This window comes from Pseudomonas sp. SP16.1 (genome assembly GCF_052682975.1).
The window spans coordinates 4,966,699-4,981,254 of the sequence record NZ_JBQYFZ010000001.1 but is presented as its reverse complement, the minus strand read 5'-3'; the positions used below and the strand labels follow the sequence as shown (position 1 = coordinate 4,981,254).

Sequence of the window (14,556 nt, the reverse complement as noted above, 5' to 3'; positions counted from 1 at the left end):
CGGACATGGACAAGAACCTCTTGCAGGAACAGGTGCTGGCGCAGCTGCAGGCCGATCTCGAGCAGGCCCAGCGCGCCGCGCAGACCGCCCACGAGGCTGCCACCCACGAGGAGAACGTGGCCGAGAACAAGTACGACACTCTCGGCCTGGAGGCCGCCTACCTGGCCAGCGGCCAGGCGCGCCGGGTCGAGGAGCTGCGCCAGACCCTGATCACCTGGCGCCAGCTGCGCCCGCGGCCGTTCGATGCGGCGCAGGGCATCGCCCTCGGCGCGCTGGTGCAGCTGGTCGACGCGCAGGACCGTGAACGCTGGCTGTTTCTCGGCCCGCAGGGCGCGAGCATGAAGCTGCGACAGCAGGGCCTGGAGATCCAGGTGCTGGGCAGCGCCGCACCGCTGGGCCGCGCCCTCCTCGGCAAGGGCCCGGGCGACGAGGTGCGCCTGGCGGCAGCCGGCGGCGAGCAGTGGTTCGAAGTGCTGGCGGTCGAGTGAGCGGGCGCTATCTGGGCTAGGGTTGCTAGACGACCCGACACCCGCCAGAGGAGACCACCATGGAAACCCCGATCCACGACCTGCCCGCACTGTTCAAGCAACTCGGCCTGGCCAACGACGCCGCCAGCATCCAGGCCTTCATCAGCACCCACGCCCCCCTGCCGGAAGAACGCAAACTGGCCGACGCGGCCTTCTGGAGCCCGGCGCAGGCGGCCTTCCTGCGCGAGGAAATCCTCGAGGACGCCGACTGGGCAGAGGTGGTCGACCAGCTCAACCTGCTGTTGCGTGGTTGATAACGGCTTGCCGAGCCGGCGCTACCGGATTGGCCTGCCGCCAGTAGGGTGCGCCGTGCGCACCAGGCGTGGCCGCGGAAACGGCTCTGCCTTGGTGGCGGACAAGCCCTCGGCAGCTGCATCGTAGGGGGACGGTGCGCATGGCGCAGCCCACGGCCGCGTCGTACCGGTGATCGCGCGCTATCAGGCCGAGCCCGTCATCTCGCGCCAGGTCAGGTACAGGCGCAGGTCGAACTCGATCTGCGCGTAGCCCGGCAGCATGTAGTCGCACAACTTGTAGAAGGCCTTGTTGTGCTCGGCCTCCTTCAGGTGCGCCAGCTCGTGCACCACGATCATCTGCAGGAACACCGGCGCCGCCTCCTTGAACAGCGCGGCGACGCGAATCTCCTTCTTCGCCTTGAGCCTGCCGCCCTGCACCCGCGAGATCGCCGTGTGCAGGCCCAGGGCGCGGTGGGTAAGGTCGAGGCGGTTGTCGTAGAGCACCTTGTCGATGGCCGGGGCGTTCTTCAGGTGCTCCTGCTTGAGCTCCATCACGTAGCCGTACAGCGCCTTGTCGCTCTGCACCTGGTGGCGGCCGGGATAGCGCTGGGCCAGGTAGTCGCCCAGGCGATCGTCGGCGATCAGCTGGCGCACCTGCTGCTGCACCGCGACGGGGTAGCCCTGGAGATATTTCAACGGCAAGGTCCTGCGCATGAAGGGGCGCTCAGTGTAACCCGCCTCAGTCGCCGGGCAGCACCCGCAGCAGGCGCCCTTCGGGGTTGTCGGTGAGCAGGTAGAGCGCGCCGTCGGGGCCGGTGCGCACGTCGCGGATGCGCTCGTCCAGTTCCTCGAAAAGGATTTCCTCGCCGGCCAGCCGGCCGCCATGCAGGCGGATGCGGCGCACGCTGCGCTCGGCCAGGGTGGCGACGAACAGATCGCCCTGCCAGTCGGGAAACAGCGTGCCGCGGTACTGGGTCAGGCCCGCCGGCGCCACCGACGGCGTCCACTGCAGCAGCGGCGCGGCCAGCCCCGGCAGCTCGGTGTAGGGGCTGACGAGCGCGCCGCTGTAGTCGATGCCGAAGGTCGCCAGCGGCCAGCCGTAGTTGCTGCCGGCCTCGATCAGGTTGAGCTCGTCGCCGCCGCGCGGGCCGTGCTCGTGGCTGTACAGGCGCCCGGTCTGGGCATCGAAGAAGATGCCCTGCACGTTGCGGTGGCCAAGGCTGTAGATCTCCACCGCGGCGCCGGCCTGCCCCTGCAACGGGTTGTCCGCCGGCACGCTGCCGTCGCGGTTCAGGCGCACGATCTTGCCCAGGTGGTTGGCCGGGTTCTGCGCCTGCTCGCGCCAGTCGAAGCCGTCGCCCAGGGTCAGCACCAGGGTTTTGTCGGCGAGAAAGGCGATGCGCCCGCCATAGTGGGCGGCGCCGGCCTTGAGCGGCGAGGCGGTGAACAGCACCTCGAAGTCGCGCAGCTCGTCGTCCACCAGGCGCGCCCGGGCCAGACGGGTATTGTTGGCCTCCAGCGTGCCGTGGGCGTAGCTCAGGTAGAGCCTGCGATTGACGGCATAGTCGGGATCGAGCGCCACTTCCATCAGCCCGGCCTGGGCGGCGACGAGGATCTCCGGCAGGCCCGCCAGCGGGTCCGGGTCCAGGCTGCCATCGGCCTCGACGATGCGCAGGCGGCCGACCCGCTCGGTGACCAGCATGCGCCCGTCCGGCAGGAAGGCCAGCGACCAGGGATGCTCCAGCCCCGTGCAGAAGGTCTCGATGCGGTAGGCCTGGGCCGACGCCGAGGCAGCGGCGGCCAGGATGCCAAGCAGCAGCACGGCTGTGGTTTTCAGCATGGGCGGGGCCTTGTCACGGGGATTCGGGAGGCGTCGGTCGCGCCCGGTAGCGCACCCGCCGGCCGAGCAGGCCGAACAGCAGCGCACCGGCGCTGCCGCTGGCCATCAGGCCGAGGGTGCCGATGGCGCTGCGATCGGCGGCGATCAGCGTCGGCATCGGCGCCAGCGCGTTGGCCAGGGCCAGCGCCAGCCAGATCGCCACGGAGCCGGCCAGCACGAAGATCGCCCAGCGCAGCGAAGGCAGGCGCCGGGCGCACCATTGCCCCAGGGGCAAGGCGAAGGCGAAGGACAAGCCGGCCAGCAGGGCGAAGGTCGGGGCGAAACCGAGCAGGTCCAGGCAGGTGGTGCCCAGGCGCACCTGGAGCGGCATCGGTGCGCCGAGCGCCTGCAGGGCGGCGAGATTGGCCTGGGTCTGGAGGATCGAGGCGAGCAGCGAGGCCAGCAATACGGCGAGAAAGAAGGCGAACACCTGACGCGGCTGGCTGGACATGGAGGGACGCTTTCCCGGAACGGCAGTGGAGGGAATTATGGCGTAGCCCGCCGGCCGCCATGACGGCGGAGTTTTTACAGGGTTTTACCTGGCGCCGCCGGTGCAGCCAGGCGCCGGGCCGCGCGCAAGAGCCCGGCCCCGGAACGGGCCAAAGCCGACTATTTATTGACGCCAGCAAAGCGACAGGCGGCTCTCACGTATTCGCCACGACTGCCGTTATAAAGCGCGCCGCCGGAGCATTCCGCTTCTCGGCACGGGCGCCCCGCCCCCTTCAAGTTCGCGTGTGTCACCCGCTGGAACGCCAAGTAAGCCGTTACTGACTCCTGGATGAGATGTGCCCTCGACTGAAGTTTCTGTCTTTTCAGGAGCATCGAGCATGATCGAACTCGCCATGTGGAATCTGAGCGTTCCAGTCGGCGTTCCCGCCACCACCATCGAGACCCCGGTGCTGGCCGGCGGCTATCAGGATCACTATTTCCAATCCAAGGACGGCGCCATCTTCTTCTGGGCCCCGGTCAACGGCACCACGACCGAGAGCGCGAAGTACCCGCGCAGCGAGCTGCGCGAAACCCATGCCGACGGTAGTCTGCGCAACTGGACCTATCCGGAGGCCGACAATTTCCTGCACGCAGGCCTGCGCGTCAGCCAGGTGCCGTCCACCGGCAAGATCGTCATCGGTCAGATCCACGCCTACAAGAGCTCGATGCCGCTGCTCAAGCTGGAGTACCAGTACAAGGCCTACGCCGCCAGCGGCAATATCGTCGCCAAGGTGCGCCTGGCGCCCGAATCGGCGATCCAGGTCATCACCCTGGCCAGCGGCATCGCGCTGGACCAGCGCTTCACCTACGTGATCCACCTGACACCCAAGGGCACGCTGGGGATCAACGTCAACGGGGTCAAATGGAGTACCCGCCTCGACTCGAGCTGGGCGCCGAAGCCGCTTTACTTCAAGGCCGGGGTCTACACCCAGGACAATACCGGCTACGAAACCGAAGCCGGCGCCGCAAGCTTCGACAAGCTGAGCATCGAGCACCGGCCGCTGCTCAGCACTGCGCAGTAAGACCGACCGGGGTGGCCGCCAGGGATGGCGGGCCACGAGGTTCGCGGGGCGGCGCTCTCCATGCGCATCGACGCAGCGCGGGCTTTCGCACGACCCTAGTCCTCCTGGCGCAGATTCAGCTCCACCATCAGGTCATCGGCCAGGGTCTCCAGACGCGTCTGCAGCTGCTCCAGGGGCAGCGTCTCCGGCACCGCCAGCAGCGCCTCGGCGGTGAACAGCAGCTCGCCGCTCATCGGCGCCGGCGCCACTTCGGTCAGCAGGCTTTCCAGGTTCACGCCCTGCTCGGCCAGCACCCGGGTGATGTCGCGGACGATACCGGGGCGGTCGTTGCCCACCAGTTCCAGGCGAATCGAGGTGAAGCGCCCACCCGGCTCGCTGCCGCTGGCCGCCAGTTGCACGCGGATGCCCTGGGCGCCGAGCGCCTCCAGATCCTTGATCAGGCCGCCGTGGGCCTCGGCCGGCACGTCCACCCGCACGATCCCGGCGAACTGCCCGGCCATGCGCGCCATGCGGCTCTCCAGCCAGTTGCCGCCATGCGCGGCAACGCAACCGGCGAGGCGTTCGACCAGCCCCGGTTGATCCGCGGCGATTACCGTCAATACCAGATGATCCATGTAGGGCCTCTCTTTCATGTAGTGCGAAGGGTTCAGTCGTGTAGTGCCAGCCAGTAGGTCAGAAACTGTTCGTCGCGCACATAGCCCAGGCGCTCGTACAGGCGCTGCCCGGCCAGATTGGTCTTCGCAGTCTCCAGCTGCAGGCCACAGGCACCACTGGCCTGGGCGTGGGCACGCGCCGCGTTCATCAGCGCCGCGCCGACTCCGGTGCGGCGGGCCGCCTCCTCGACATACAGATCGCTGAGCAGCCACGCCGGTTGCAGCGCCAGGGAGGACTGAAAGGGATACAGCTGCACGAAGCCCTGCGCTCGCCCATCCCCATCCCGGGCGATGAACAGCTGCGAATCGCCGCGGCGCAGGCGCTCGCCGAGAAAGGCGGCGATCTGCGCCTCGGGCTTCGGCACCTGGTAGAAACGGAGGTAACCAGCGAACAGGCGGGTGAGGTCGTCGAGGTCGGCGGTAACGGCAGCAGATACCGGCATGGCGCGCTCCAACAGAGTTCGAAGCAGTATAGGCGAAGGCGGCGTAGGCCATATTCGGCCGGTTGTCAGTAGCCCATGCAATTAATCGTGTACGTTTTTCCAAATTTTATGGAACAATAGCGCACTTTTTTGCACACACAGCGTATTGATCGTGACCGAAACTAGTCTTTTGGTCGCAGACTGACGCACCCCCACTGCATTTCCCCAAGATCTTGATGTAGTATGCCGCGCCTCGGACTACAAGACGGAAAACCCGTCTCCGAAGCGGCTATTGAGTAAAGCTCAGAGAGTGAGGCAAGTGATGACTGAACGCGTTCAAGTCGGTGGCCTGCAGGTCGCCAAAGCCCTGTACGACTTCGTGAACAACGAAGCCATCCCCGGTACCGGCATCGCTGCCGACCAGTTCTGGGCCGGCGCCGCCGCGGTTATCAAGGACCTGGCGCCGAAGAACCGTGCCCTGCTGGCCAAGCGCGACGAGCTGCAGGCGCAGATCGACGCCTGGCACCAGGCGCGCAAGGGCCAGGCGCATGACGCCGCGGCCTACAAGGCCTTCCTCCAGGAGATCGGCTACCTGCTGCCGGAGCCGGAAGACTTCCAGGCCACCACCGCCAACGTCGACGAGGAGATCGCCCGCCTGGCCGGCCCGCAACTGGTGGTGCCGGTGATGAACGCGCGCTTCGCCCTGAACGCCTCCAACGCCCGCTGGGGCTCGCTGTACGACGCCCTCTACGGCACCGACGTGATCAGCGAGGAAGGTGGCGCCGAGAAAGGCCGCGGCTACAACAAGGTGCGCGGCGACAAGGTCATCGCCTTCGCCCGCGCCTTCCTCGACGAGGCCGCGCCGCTGGCCGCCGGCTCCCACGTCGACTCCACCGGCTACAAGATCGTCGACGGCAAGCTGGTCGTTTCGCTCAAGGGCGGCAGCAACACTGGCCTGCGCGACGATGCGCAGCTGATCGGCTTCCAGGGCGAGGCCAGTGCGCCGGTCGCCGTGCTGCTCAAGCACAACGGCCTGCATTTCGAGATCCAGATCGATGCCTCCAGCGCGGTTGGCAGCACCGACGCCGCCGGCGTCAAGGACGTGCTGATGGAAGCCGCGCTGACCACCATCATGGACTGCGAAGACTCGGTCGCCGCCGTCGACGCCGACGACAAGGTGGTGGTCTACCGCAACTGGCTGGGCCTGATGAAGGGCGATCTGGCCGAGGAAGTGGCCAAGGGTGGCCAGACCTTCACCCGCACCATGAACCCGGACCGCGTCTACACCCAGGTCGACGGCTCGGAACTGACCCTGCACGGCCGCTCGCTGCTGTTCGTGCGCAACGTCGGCCACCTGATGACCAACCCGGCGATTCTCGACGGCGAAGGCAACGAGATCCCGGAGGGCATTCAGGACGCGCTGTTCACCAGCCTGATCGCGGTGCACAACCTGATCGGCAACACCAGCCGCAAGAACACCCGTACCGGCAGCGTGTACATCGTCAAGCCTAAGATGCACGGCCCGGAAGAGGTCGCCTTCGCCAGCGAGATCTTCGCCCGCGTCGAGGATGTGCTGGGCCTGGCCCGCAACACCCTGAAGGTCGGCATCATGGACGAGGAGCGCCGCACCACCGTCAACCTGAAAGCCTGTATCAAAGCGGCTTCGGAGCGCGTGGTGTTCATCAACACCGGCTTCCTCGACCGCACCGGTGACGAGATCCACACCTCCATGGAAGCCGGCGCCGTGGTGCGCAAGGCCGCGATGAAGAGCGAGACCTGGATCGGCGCCTACGAGAACAACAACGTCGACGTCGGCCTGGCCACCGGCCTGCAGGGCCGCGCGCAGATCGGCAAGGGCATGTGGGCCATGCCCGACCTGATGGCGGCGATGCTCGAGCAGAAGATCGCCCACCCGCTGTCCGGCGCCAACACCGCCTGGGTCCCCTCGCCGACCGCCGCCACCCTGCACGCGCTGCACTACCACAAGGTCGACGTGTTCGCTCGCCAGGCCGAACTGGCCAAGCGCACCCCAGCCTCGGTGGACGACATCCTGTGCATCCCGCTGGCCAAGGACACCAACTGGAGCGAAGAGGAAATCCGCAACGAGCTGGACAACAACTCGCAAGGCATCCTCGGCTACGTGGTGCGCTGGATCGACCAGGGCGTCGGCTGCTCCAAGGTGCCGGACATCAACGACGTCGGCCTGATGGAAGACCGCGCCACCCTGCGCATCTCCAGCCAGCTGCTGGCCAACTGGCTGCGCCACGGCATCGTCAGCGAAGCGCAGGTGATCGAGAGCCTCAAGCGCATGGCGCCGGTGGTCGACCGGCAGAACGCCAGCGACCCGCTGTACCGCCCGCTGGCGCCGGATTTCGACAACAACGTCGCCTTCCAGGCCGCGCTGGAGCTGGTGATCGAAGGCACCAAGCAGCCCAACGGCTACACCGAGCCGGTGCTGCACCGCCGTCGTCGCGAGTTCAAGGCCAAGAACGGTCTCTGATTCGCAGCCGCTGCAGAGAAACCGCCCTTCGGGGCGGTTTTTTATTGCAACGCCGCCCCCCCTACTTAGGTGCAATGGGCAAGGCATGCGCACGCGGCCACACTGGCAGCATCTACAGACTGCGAGGCGCAAGCCCATGAGCAAGGCCGACGCCATGGCCGATGCGGGCAAGACCGCGGTGCTGCAAAACATCCACGGCACCATGGAGTTCCTGCAGAAATTCCCGCCCTTCAACCAGATGGACACCGCCCACCTGGCGTTTCTGGTCGAGCATTGCCAGCTGCGCTTCTATGGCGAGGGCGAATCGATCATCAAGCCGACCGACGGCCCGGTCGAGCACTTCTACATCGTCAAGCAGGGCCGGGTGCATGGCGAGCGTCCGCACAGCGCACGGCGCGGCACCGAGACCACCTTCGAGATCACCGCCGGCGAATGCTTCCCGCTGGCCGCGCTGATCGGCGAACGCGCCACCCGCACCGAACACCTGGCCGCCGAGGACACCTTCTGCCTGCTGCTGGCCAAGCACGCCTTCGTCAAGCTGTTCGCCGTGTCCAACCCGCTGCGCGACTTCGCCCTGCGCGGGGTCAGCAGCCTGCTCGACCAGGTCAACCAGCAGGTACAGCTGCGCGCGGTGGAGACCCTCGGCGCGCAATACTCGCTGGATACCCGCCTGGGCGAGCTGGCCATGCGTCAGCCGATCGGCTGCGCGCCGGACACGCCGCTGCGCGAAGCGGTGCGACTGATGCACGAGCAGCACGTCGGCAGCATCGTCATCATCGATCCGGCCGAGCGGCCGCTGGGCATCTTCACCCTGCGCGACCTGCGCCGGGTGGTGGCCGACGGCGCCGATCTGGCCCAGCCGATCAGCAATCTGATGACGCCCAGGCCATTCCACCTGGCGCCGGACGCCAGCGCCTTCGATGCCGCCATCGCCATGACCGAGCGGCATATCGCCCACGTCTGCCTGGTCGAGCACGAGAAGCTCTGCGGGGTGATCTCCGAGCGCGACCTGTTCAGCCTGCAGCGCGTCGACCTGGTGCACCTGGCGCGCACCATCCGCCACGCCGGCAAGGTCGAGACCCTGGCCGGGCTGCGCAGCGACATCCGCCTGCTGGTCGATCGCATGCTGGCCCATGGCGCCAGCTCGACGCAGATCACCCATATCGTCACCCTGCTCAACGACCACACCGTGTGCCGGGTGATCGAACTGACCCTCGAGGAGCTGGGCGACCCGGGGGTGCCCTTCACCTGGCTGTGCTTCGGCAGCGAGGGGCGCCGCGAACAGACCCTGCACACCGACCAGGACAACGGCATCCTCTTCGAGGCCGGCGATACCGCCGAGGCCGCCGCCATTCGCGGGCGCCTGCTGCCGCTGGCCGCCGAGATCAACCAGCGCCTGGCGCAGTGCGGTTTCACCCTGTGCAAGGGCAACATCATGGCCGGCAACCCGCAGCTGTGCCTGTCGCGCCAGGAGTGGTCGCGGCGCTTCGCCGGTTTCGTGCTCGAGGCCACCCCGGAGAATCTGCTGGGCTCGACCATCTACTTCGACCTGCGGGCGATCTGGGGCCCGGACGAGGGTTGCGAGCAACTGCGCGCGGAGCTGCTCGGGCGCATCGGCAACAACAGCCTGTTCCAGCAGATGATGGCCGAGAACGCCCTGCGTCACCGTCCGCCGGTGGGGCGCTTCCGCGATTTCGTGGTGGCCCGCTCCGGCGTCGACAAGGACACCCTCGACCTCAAGGTGCAGGGCCTGACCCCCTTCGTCGACGGTGCGCGGCTGCTGGCCCTGGCCAATCAGGTCGCCGCGGTCGGCACCCTCGAACGTCTGCGCGCGCTGGTCGCCAAGGGCGTGATCGAGGCCCAGGACGGCGCCGCCTACGAGGAGGCTTACCACTTCATCCAGCAGACCCGCATGCAGCAGCATCAGCTGCAGGCACGCGACGAGCTGCCTTACTCCAACCGCCTCGATCCGGACAGCCTCAACCTGCTGGACCGGCGCATCCTGCGCGAGTCCTTCCGCCAGGCCCAGCGGCTGCAGAGCAGCCTGGCCGTGAGGTATCAGCTATGAGCAAGTTCACCTGGTTCACCGGGCGCGGCCCGGCCCTGACCCAACGCCAACTGCAGCGCCGGCGCGAGCTGGTGGCACCGGCCGAGTTCGACGAACGGCCGCTCAATGCGCAGCGCTTCGTCGTCCTCGACCTGGAGACCAGCGGTCTCAACCTGCGCCGCGATCAGGTGCTGTCGATCGGCGCGGTGGTGATCGAGAACGGCGCCATCGACCTCAGCCAGCAGTTCGAATGCACCCTGCAGCGCGACGGCCACGAGGCTGGCGTCAGCACCCTGATCCACGGCATCGCGCCCAGCGCGATCGCCAACGGCGAGGAGCCCGTCGAGGCGCTGTTGAACTTCATGGAGTTCGTCGGCGACAGTCCGCTGCTGGCCTTCCATGCCGAGTTCGACCGCCGCATGCTCGCCCGCGCGCTCAAGCAGAGCCTGGGCTATCGCCTGCAGCATGCCTTCTTCGACGTCGCCGAGCTGGCCCCGCTGCTGTGCCCCAAGGCCAAGCTGACCCAAGCCGGGCTGGACGCCTGGACCCGGCACTTCGGCCTGCAGGTGCAACAGCGCCACCACGCCAGCGCCGACGCCCTGGTCACCGCCGAACTGGCCCTGATCCTGTTCAGCAAGGCGCGCCAGCAGGGCCTCGACAGCCTGCCGACGCTGCTCCAGGCGCTCAACAGCCGGCGCCGCCAGCAGGCCTATTCGATCTAGCGCCCGCCGCTCTCTTTTGCGCACCGCTCGGCATCGCCCGCATCGGTGCGCATGGCGCAGCCTACGGATCGGTGTCATTTAGGGTGCGCCGCGCGCACCAGCCGTGCATGTCCTGCAAAGGGGCGCCTACAGATCACGCAGCAGCAGGCCGTACTCCAGCGGCAGATCCTCCGGCAGCGGCAGATAGAGCACGTGGCCGTCTCCGGGCGCCACGTCCGTCGCCTGGCCGTGGCGGTTCTCCAGCCGCTCCAGGGCAAAGCGCAGATTGCCCTGCGGCGTCATCAGTTCCAGCCAGTCGCCCAGGGCGAAGCGGTTCTTCACCCGCACCTCGGCCAGCTCGCCACGGCGCTCGCCGGTCAGCTCGCCGACGAACTGCTGACGCTCCGGCACCGAGCTGCCGCGCTCATAGTTCTGGTACTCGTCGTGCACATGGCGGCGCAGGAAGCCCTCGGTGTAGCCGCGGTTGGCCAGCGACTCCAGGCGCTGCATCAGGCCCATGTCGAAGGGCCGCCCGGCCAGCGCATCGTCGATGGCGCGACGGTAGACCTGGGCGGTACGCGCCACATAGAAGTGGCTCTTGGTGCGTCCCTCGATCTTCAGCGAATGCACGCCCATGCGCAGCAGGCGTTCGACATGCTGCACCGCGCGCAGGTCCTTGGAGTTCATGATGTAGGTGCCGTGCTCGTCTTCGAAGGCGGCCAGCTCCTCGCCCGGCCGGCCGGACTCCTCCAGCACGAAGGCCTGGGCGGTTGGCGCGCCCTGGCCCAGGGTCGGCTCGACCACGCGGACGATCTCGCCCAGCTCGTTCTCGCCGGCCGGCGTGGCCTGGTACTGCCAGCGGCAGGCGTTGGTGCAGGTGCCCTGGTTGGGATCGCGGCGGTTGATGTAGCCCGACAGCAGGCAACGCCCGGAATAGGCCATGCACAGCGCGCCATGGACGAACACCTCCAGCTCCATGCCCGGCACCTCGGCGCGGATCTCCTCGATCTCCTCCAGCGCCAGCTCGCGCGACAGGATCACCCGGCTCAGGCCCTGCTGCTGCCAGAACCGTACGCTGGCCCAGTTCACCGCGTTGGCCTGCACCGACAGGTGGATCGGCAGCTGCGGGTAATGCTCGCGCACCAGCATGATCAGCCCGGGATCGGACATGATCAGCGCATCGGGCCTCATCTCGACCACCGGCGCCAGGTCCTTTAGGAAGGTCTTCAGCTTGGCGTTGTGCGGGGCGATATTGACCACCACGTAGAACTGCTTGCCCTGCGCATGGGCCTCATCGATGCCCAGGGCCAGGTTGGCGTGGTCGAACTCGTTGTTGCGCACGCGCAGGCTGTAGCGCGGCTGCCCGGCGTAGACCGCATCGGCGCCGTAGGCGAAGGCGTAGCGCATGTTCTTCAGGGTGCCGGCCGGAGACAGCAGTTCGGGAAAACGGGGCATGACCGCGAGCTCGAGAATCAGGGGGCTGGCGATTCTAGAGCGCTGGGCGACACGGGCATTGATCTGGGTCTATCGGGCGCGGGAAAGGCGCCCGGGTCAGGCCTCATCAGCGAAGGGTCGGTGCGCACGGCGCCCCCTACGTGAGGTCGGCGCGGCTCCAGCGGCAGCGAAAGGGAGCCGCAACCCTAGGGTGTCGCGAGCCGCCTGGGTCGTGCGCACCAATGAATGCCGCCGTGCCCACCGCAACTACGGCGCGTCAGCGACACACCTGACGATAGAGCGGGTCGTCCCTGGCGATGCGCTTGAGCTGATCCAGCTGCGGTTGCTTCTGCGCATCCAGCGGCAACAGCTCGGCCGTGTCGCAGTTGAGCAGGTGCGCCTGGTGCGCGACATGGTCGATATGCTGCTTCTCGAAGCGATAGAGCATGAATTCGGCCACCGTGCCGCCTTCGAGCTCCTGCTTCACCACGCTCTTGCTGTCGAGCACGGTAAAGGCGGTGATCATCGGCACGAAGTAGCTCCACGGCCGCCAGAACACGTGCCCGGCCTCACTGGCCACCACCACCGACTCCGGCGGCTGGCGCTGCAGCTGATGCTCGAACCAGGAATATTCGTAGGAGATCTGGTAACCCAGCATACCCAGGCCGCCGAACACCGGGATGATCCACTTCGGCAGCTTGTTGCCCGTCAGCTTGCGCAGCAGCAGGGCGATACCGGCAGCCCCCAGGCCCGCGACGACGATGGCGATGATTGTCCAGAGCATAGGCATTTCCTGAAATGAGACGGGCCTCCGATGGAGGCCCGTCTGCGAGACCCTGAGCCACAACCGCTGTGGCGTCAGGCGCTGATTATGCTCAGTGGCTCAGCGCGCCACCAGCACCTTTGGGGGTACGCACGCTTTCCACCAGGTCCTGGATTTCCTGCGGCGGCGCGGAGGTCAGCATCGACACGGCGTAGGCCACGCCGAAGTTGATCAGTGCACCGATGGAGCCGAAGGAGGCCGGGGAGATACCCATGAACCACTGGTCCGGGGTATTGGGCAGCATGTTGGTCTCCGGAATGAAGAACCAGCCCAGGTAGGTGAAGATGTACAGCAGGGTCACCACCAGGCCGACCACCATGCCGCAGATGGCGCCCTTGTCGTTCACCCGCTTGGAGAAGATGCCCATCATCAGCACCGGGAACAGCGTGGCCGCGGCGATACCGAAGGCCAGCGCCACCACCTGTGCGGCGAACCCTGGCGGGTTCAGGCCCAGGTAGGTCGCCAGCATGATCGCGCAGGCCATGGAGATGCGCGCCGCGCGCATTTCCCCCTTCTCGCTGATCTTCGGGTTGATCAAGGTCTTGATCAGGTCGTGACTGATCGCCGAGGAGATCGCCAGCAACAGCCCCGCCGCCGTCGACAGCGCCGCGGCGATGGCACCCGCCGCGATCAGCCCCACCACCCAGCCGGGCAGGTTGGCGATCTCGGGGTTGGCCAGTACCAGGATGTCGTTGTTCACGGTCAGCTCGTTGCCGTTCCAGCCACGCTCCTGGGCGGTCGGGGTGAAGGCCGGGGCGGCATCGTTGTACATCTGGATGCGGCCGTCGCCGTTCTTGTCTTCCCACTTGATCAGACCGGTGGTTTCCCAGGTCTTGACCCATTCCGGACGCTCGGCATAAGACAGCGCCTCGGCGGTCGGGCCTTGCGGGTAGATGGTGGTCACCAGGTTCAGACGCGCCATCGAGGCCACGGCCGGTGCGGTGAGGTACAGCAGGGCGATGAAGATCAGGGTCCAGCCGGCGGACCAGCGGGCATCGGCCACCTTCGGCACGGTGAAGAAGCGGATGATCACGTGCGGCAGGCCGGCGGTACCGATCATCAGCGACAGGGTGAACAGCACCATGTTCAGCTTGTTGGTGGTATCGGCGGTGTAGGCGGCGAAGCCCAGTTCACGCACCACCTCGTCGAGTTTCTGCAGCAGCGGTACGCCGGAATCGACGTGGTCGCCGAACAGGCCCAGCGGCGGGATCGGGTTGCCGGTCAGCTGCAGGGAGATGAAGATCGCCGGAATGGTGTAGGCGACGATCAGCACCACGTACTGCGCCACCTGGGTGTAGGTGATGCCCTTCATGCCGCCGAACACGGCGTAGGCGAACACCACGGCGGCGGCGATCCAGATGCCGGTCGAGTTGCTCACTTCGAGGAAGCGCGAGAAGGCCACACCGGCGCCGGCCATCTGGCCGATCACGTAGGTGACGGAGATGATCACCAGGCAGATCACCGCGGTCAGGCGCGCGCCGCGGCTGTAGAAGCGATCACCGATGAAGTCCGGCACGGTGAACTTGCCGAACTTGCGCAGGTACGGCGCCAGCAGCATCGCCAGCAGCACGTAGCCGCCGGTCCAGCCCATCAGGAAGGTGGAGTTGGCATAACCGCCGGCGGCGATCAGACCGGCCATGGAGATGAAGGACGCGGCGGACATCCAGTCGGCGGCGGTGGCCATGCCGTTGGTGACCGGGTGAACGCCGCCACCGGCGACGTAGAACTCCTTGGTCGAGCCCGCGCGGGCCCAGATGGCGATACCGATGTAGAGCGCGAACGACGCGCCCACGAACAGCATGTTGATGACGAATTGGCTCATGACC

Annotated in this window: 14 protein-coding genes; 6 read left to right on the top strand and 8 right to left on the bottom strand. The window is 67.1% G+C overall.

Translation table 11 applies throughout. The features are described 5' to 3' along the window. Positions 1–5 precede the first annotated feature (5 nt). Positions 6–488 (top strand): GreA/GreB family elongation factor, encoded by a 483-nt coding sequence (locus ACUTAF_RS23455; RefSeq protein WP_445582221.1) that lies wholly within the window; start codon positions 6–8, stop codon positions 486–488. 59 nt (positions 489–547) lie between these two features. Next, positions 548–781 (top strand): DUF2789 domain-containing protein, encoded by a 234-nt coding sequence (locus ACUTAF_RS23450; RefSeq protein ID WP_445582220.1) that lies wholly within the window; start codon positions 548–550, stop codon positions 779–781. A 183-nt stretch (positions 782–964) separates the two neighbouring features. Here the strand turns inward: ACUTAF_RS23450 and ACUTAF_RS23445 are convergent, their stop codons facing one another. The 3 genes from ACUTAF_RS23445 to ACUTAF_RS23435 are packed head-to-tail and all read right to left on the bottom strand — an operon-like array spanning position 965 to position 3,090. Then, entirely contained in the window at positions 965–1,474 is a 510-nt protein-coding gene (locus ACUTAF_RS23445) for a YgjP-like metallopeptidase domain-containing protein (protein ID WP_445582219.1), read from the bottom strand. A gap of 25 nt (positions 1,475–1,499) precedes the next feature. Continuing rightward, entirely contained in the window at positions 1,500–2,600 is a 1,101-nt protein-coding gene (locus ACUTAF_RS23440) for a PQQ-dependent sugar dehydrogenase (protein WP_445582218.1), read from the bottom strand. A gap of 13 nt (positions 2,601–2,613) precedes the next feature. Continuing rightward, on the bottom strand, positions 2,614–3,090 hold the full coding sequence (locus ACUTAF_RS23435) for a hypothetical protein (RefSeq protein ID WP_445582217.1): 477 nt from the start codon (positions 3,088–3,090) through the stop codon (positions 2,614–2,616). 376 nt (positions 3,091–3,466) lie between these two features. Between ACUTAF_RS23435 and ACUTAF_RS23430 the strand changes: the two genes are divergently transcribed. Beyond that, positions 3,467–4,150, top strand: a complete 684-nt coding sequence (locus ACUTAF_RS23430) for a polysaccharide lyase family 7 protein (RefSeq protein ID WP_445582216.1) — start codon at positions 3,467–3,469, stop codon at positions 4,148–4,150. Between the two features lie 95 nt (positions 4,151–4,245). Here the strand turns inward: ACUTAF_RS23430 and ACUTAF_RS23425 are convergent, their stop codons facing one another. Together ACUTAF_RS23425 and ACUTAF_RS23420 are read right to left on the bottom strand one after the other, a co-directional pair. Next, positions 4,246–4,764, bottom strand: coding sequence for a glycine cleavage system transcriptional repressor (locus ACUTAF_RS23425; RefSeq protein WP_445582215.1), 519 nt, complete (start codon positions 4,762–4,764; stop codon positions 4,246–4,248). Between the two features lie 32 nt (positions 4,765–4,796). Continuing rightward, entirely contained in the window at positions 4,797–5,246 is a 450-nt protein-coding gene (locus ACUTAF_RS23420; RefSeq protein ID WP_445582214.1) for a GNAT family N-acetyltransferase, read from the bottom strand. A 301-nt stretch (positions 5,247–5,547) separates the two neighbouring features. On the opposite strand from ACUTAF_RS23420, the gene ACUTAF_RS23415 reads away from it, so the two are divergent. From ACUTAF_RS23415 to ACUTAF_RS23405, 3 genes are all read left to right on the top strand, one after another. Beyond that, positions 5,548–7,725, top strand: a complete 2,178-nt coding sequence (locus ACUTAF_RS23415; RefSeq protein ID WP_445582213.1) for a malate synthase G — start codon at positions 5,548–5,550, stop codon at positions 7,723–7,725. A 136-nt stretch (positions 7,726–7,861) separates the two neighbouring features. Next, complete coding sequence (locus tag ACUTAF_RS23410; protein ID WP_445582212.1) at positions 7,862–9,793, top strand: putative nucleotidyltransferase substrate binding domain-containing protein; 1,932 nt, start codon at positions 7,862–7,864, stop codon at positions 9,791–9,793. Beyond that, the gene (locus tag ACUTAF_RS23405) at positions 9,790–10,494 is read left to right on the top strand and encodes a 3'-5' exonuclease (protein ID WP_445582211.1); all 705 of its coding nucleotides are present in this window, start codon (positions 9,790–9,792) and stop codon (positions 10,492–10,494) included. The genes ACUTAF_RS23410 and ACUTAF_RS23405 overlap by 4 nt, the downstream gene beginning before the upstream one ends. 126 nt (positions 10,495–10,620) lie before the next feature. Here the strand turns inward: ACUTAF_RS23405 and trhP are convergent, their stop codons facing one another. From trhP to ACUTAF_RS23390, 3 genes are all read right to left on the bottom strand, one after another. Next, positions 10,621–11,928: a prephenate-dependent tRNA uridine(34) hydroxylase TrhP gene (gene trhP, locus ACUTAF_RS23400; protein ID WP_445582210.1), complete on the bottom strand. Its 1,308-nt coding sequence runs from the start codon at positions 11,926–11,928 to the stop codon at positions 10,621–10,623. Positions 11,929–12,184: 256 nt separating this feature from the next. Next, a complete protein-coding gene (locus ACUTAF_RS23395; RefSeq protein ID WP_445582209.1) occupies positions 12,185–12,691 on the bottom strand; it encodes a hypothetical protein in 507 nt (168 codons plus the stop codon). A 91-nt stretch (positions 12,692–12,782) separates the two neighbouring features. Further along, positions 12,783–14,552 carry a sodium:solute symporter family protein gene (locus tag ACUTAF_RS23390; protein WP_445582208.1) on the bottom strand — a complete coding sequence of 590 codons (1,770 nt, stop codon included), beginning with the start codon at positions 14,550–14,552 and terminating at the stop codon, positions 12,783–12,785. Positions 14,553–14,556: the final 4 nt, after the last annotated feature.

Excerpts from the sequence above, each read along its gene's own strand:
- ACUTAF_RS23455 (WP_445582221.1), top strand. The coding sequence starts at position 6 with ATGGACAAGAACCTCTTGCAGGAACAGGTGCTGGCGCAGCTGCAGGCC.
- ACUTAF_RS23450 (WP_445582220.1), top strand. The coding sequence starts at position 548 with ATGGAAACCCCGATCCACGACCTGCCCGCACTGTTCAAGCAACTCGGC.
- ACUTAF_RS23445 (WP_445582219.1), bottom strand. The coding sequence starts at position 1,474 with ATGCGCAGGACCTTGCCGTTGAAATATCTCCAGGGCTACCCCGTCGCG.
- ACUTAF_RS23440 (WP_445582218.1), bottom strand. The coding sequence starts at position 2,600 with ATGCTGAAAACCACAGCCGTGCTGCTGCTTGGCATCCTGGCCGCCGCT.
- ACUTAF_RS23435 (WP_445582217.1), bottom strand. The coding sequence starts at position 3,090 with ATGTCCAGCCAGCCGCGTCAGGTGTTCGCCTTCTTTCTCGCCGTATTG.
- ACUTAF_RS23430 (WP_445582216.1), top strand. The coding sequence starts at position 3,467 with ATGATCGAACTCGCCATGTGGAATCTGAGCGTTCCAGTCGGCGTTCCC.
- ACUTAF_RS23425 (WP_445582215.1), bottom strand. The coding sequence starts at position 4,764 with ATGGATCATCTGGTATTGACGGTAATCGCCGCGGATCAACCGGGGCTG.
- ACUTAF_RS23420 (WP_445582214.1), bottom strand. The coding sequence starts at position 5,246 with ATGCCGGTATCTGCTGCCGTTACCGCCGACCTCGACGACCTCACCCGC.
- ACUTAF_RS23415 (WP_445582213.1), top strand. The coding sequence starts at position 5,548 with ATGACTGAACGCGTTCAAGTCGGTGGCCTGCAGGTCGCCAAAGCCCTG.
- ACUTAF_RS23410 (WP_445582212.1), top strand. The coding sequence starts at position 7,862 with ATGAGCAAGGCCGACGCCATGGCCGATGCGGGCAAGACCGCGGTGCTG.
- ACUTAF_RS23405 (WP_445582211.1), top strand. The coding sequence starts at position 9,790 with ATGAGCAAGTTCACCTGGTTCACCGGGCGCGGCCCGGCCCTGACCCAA.
- trhP (WP_445582210.1), bottom strand. The coding sequence starts at position 11,928 with ATGCCCCGTTTTCCCGAACTGCTGTCTCCGGCCGGCACCCTGAAGAAC.
- ACUTAF_RS23395 (WP_445582209.1), bottom strand. The coding sequence starts at position 12,691 with ATGCTCTGGACAATCATCGCCATCGTCGTCGCGGGCCTGGGGGCTGCC.
- ACUTAF_RS23390 (WP_445582208.1), bottom strand. The coding sequence starts at position 14,552 with ATGAGCCAATTCGTCATCAACATGCTGTTCGTGGGCGCGTCGTTCGCG.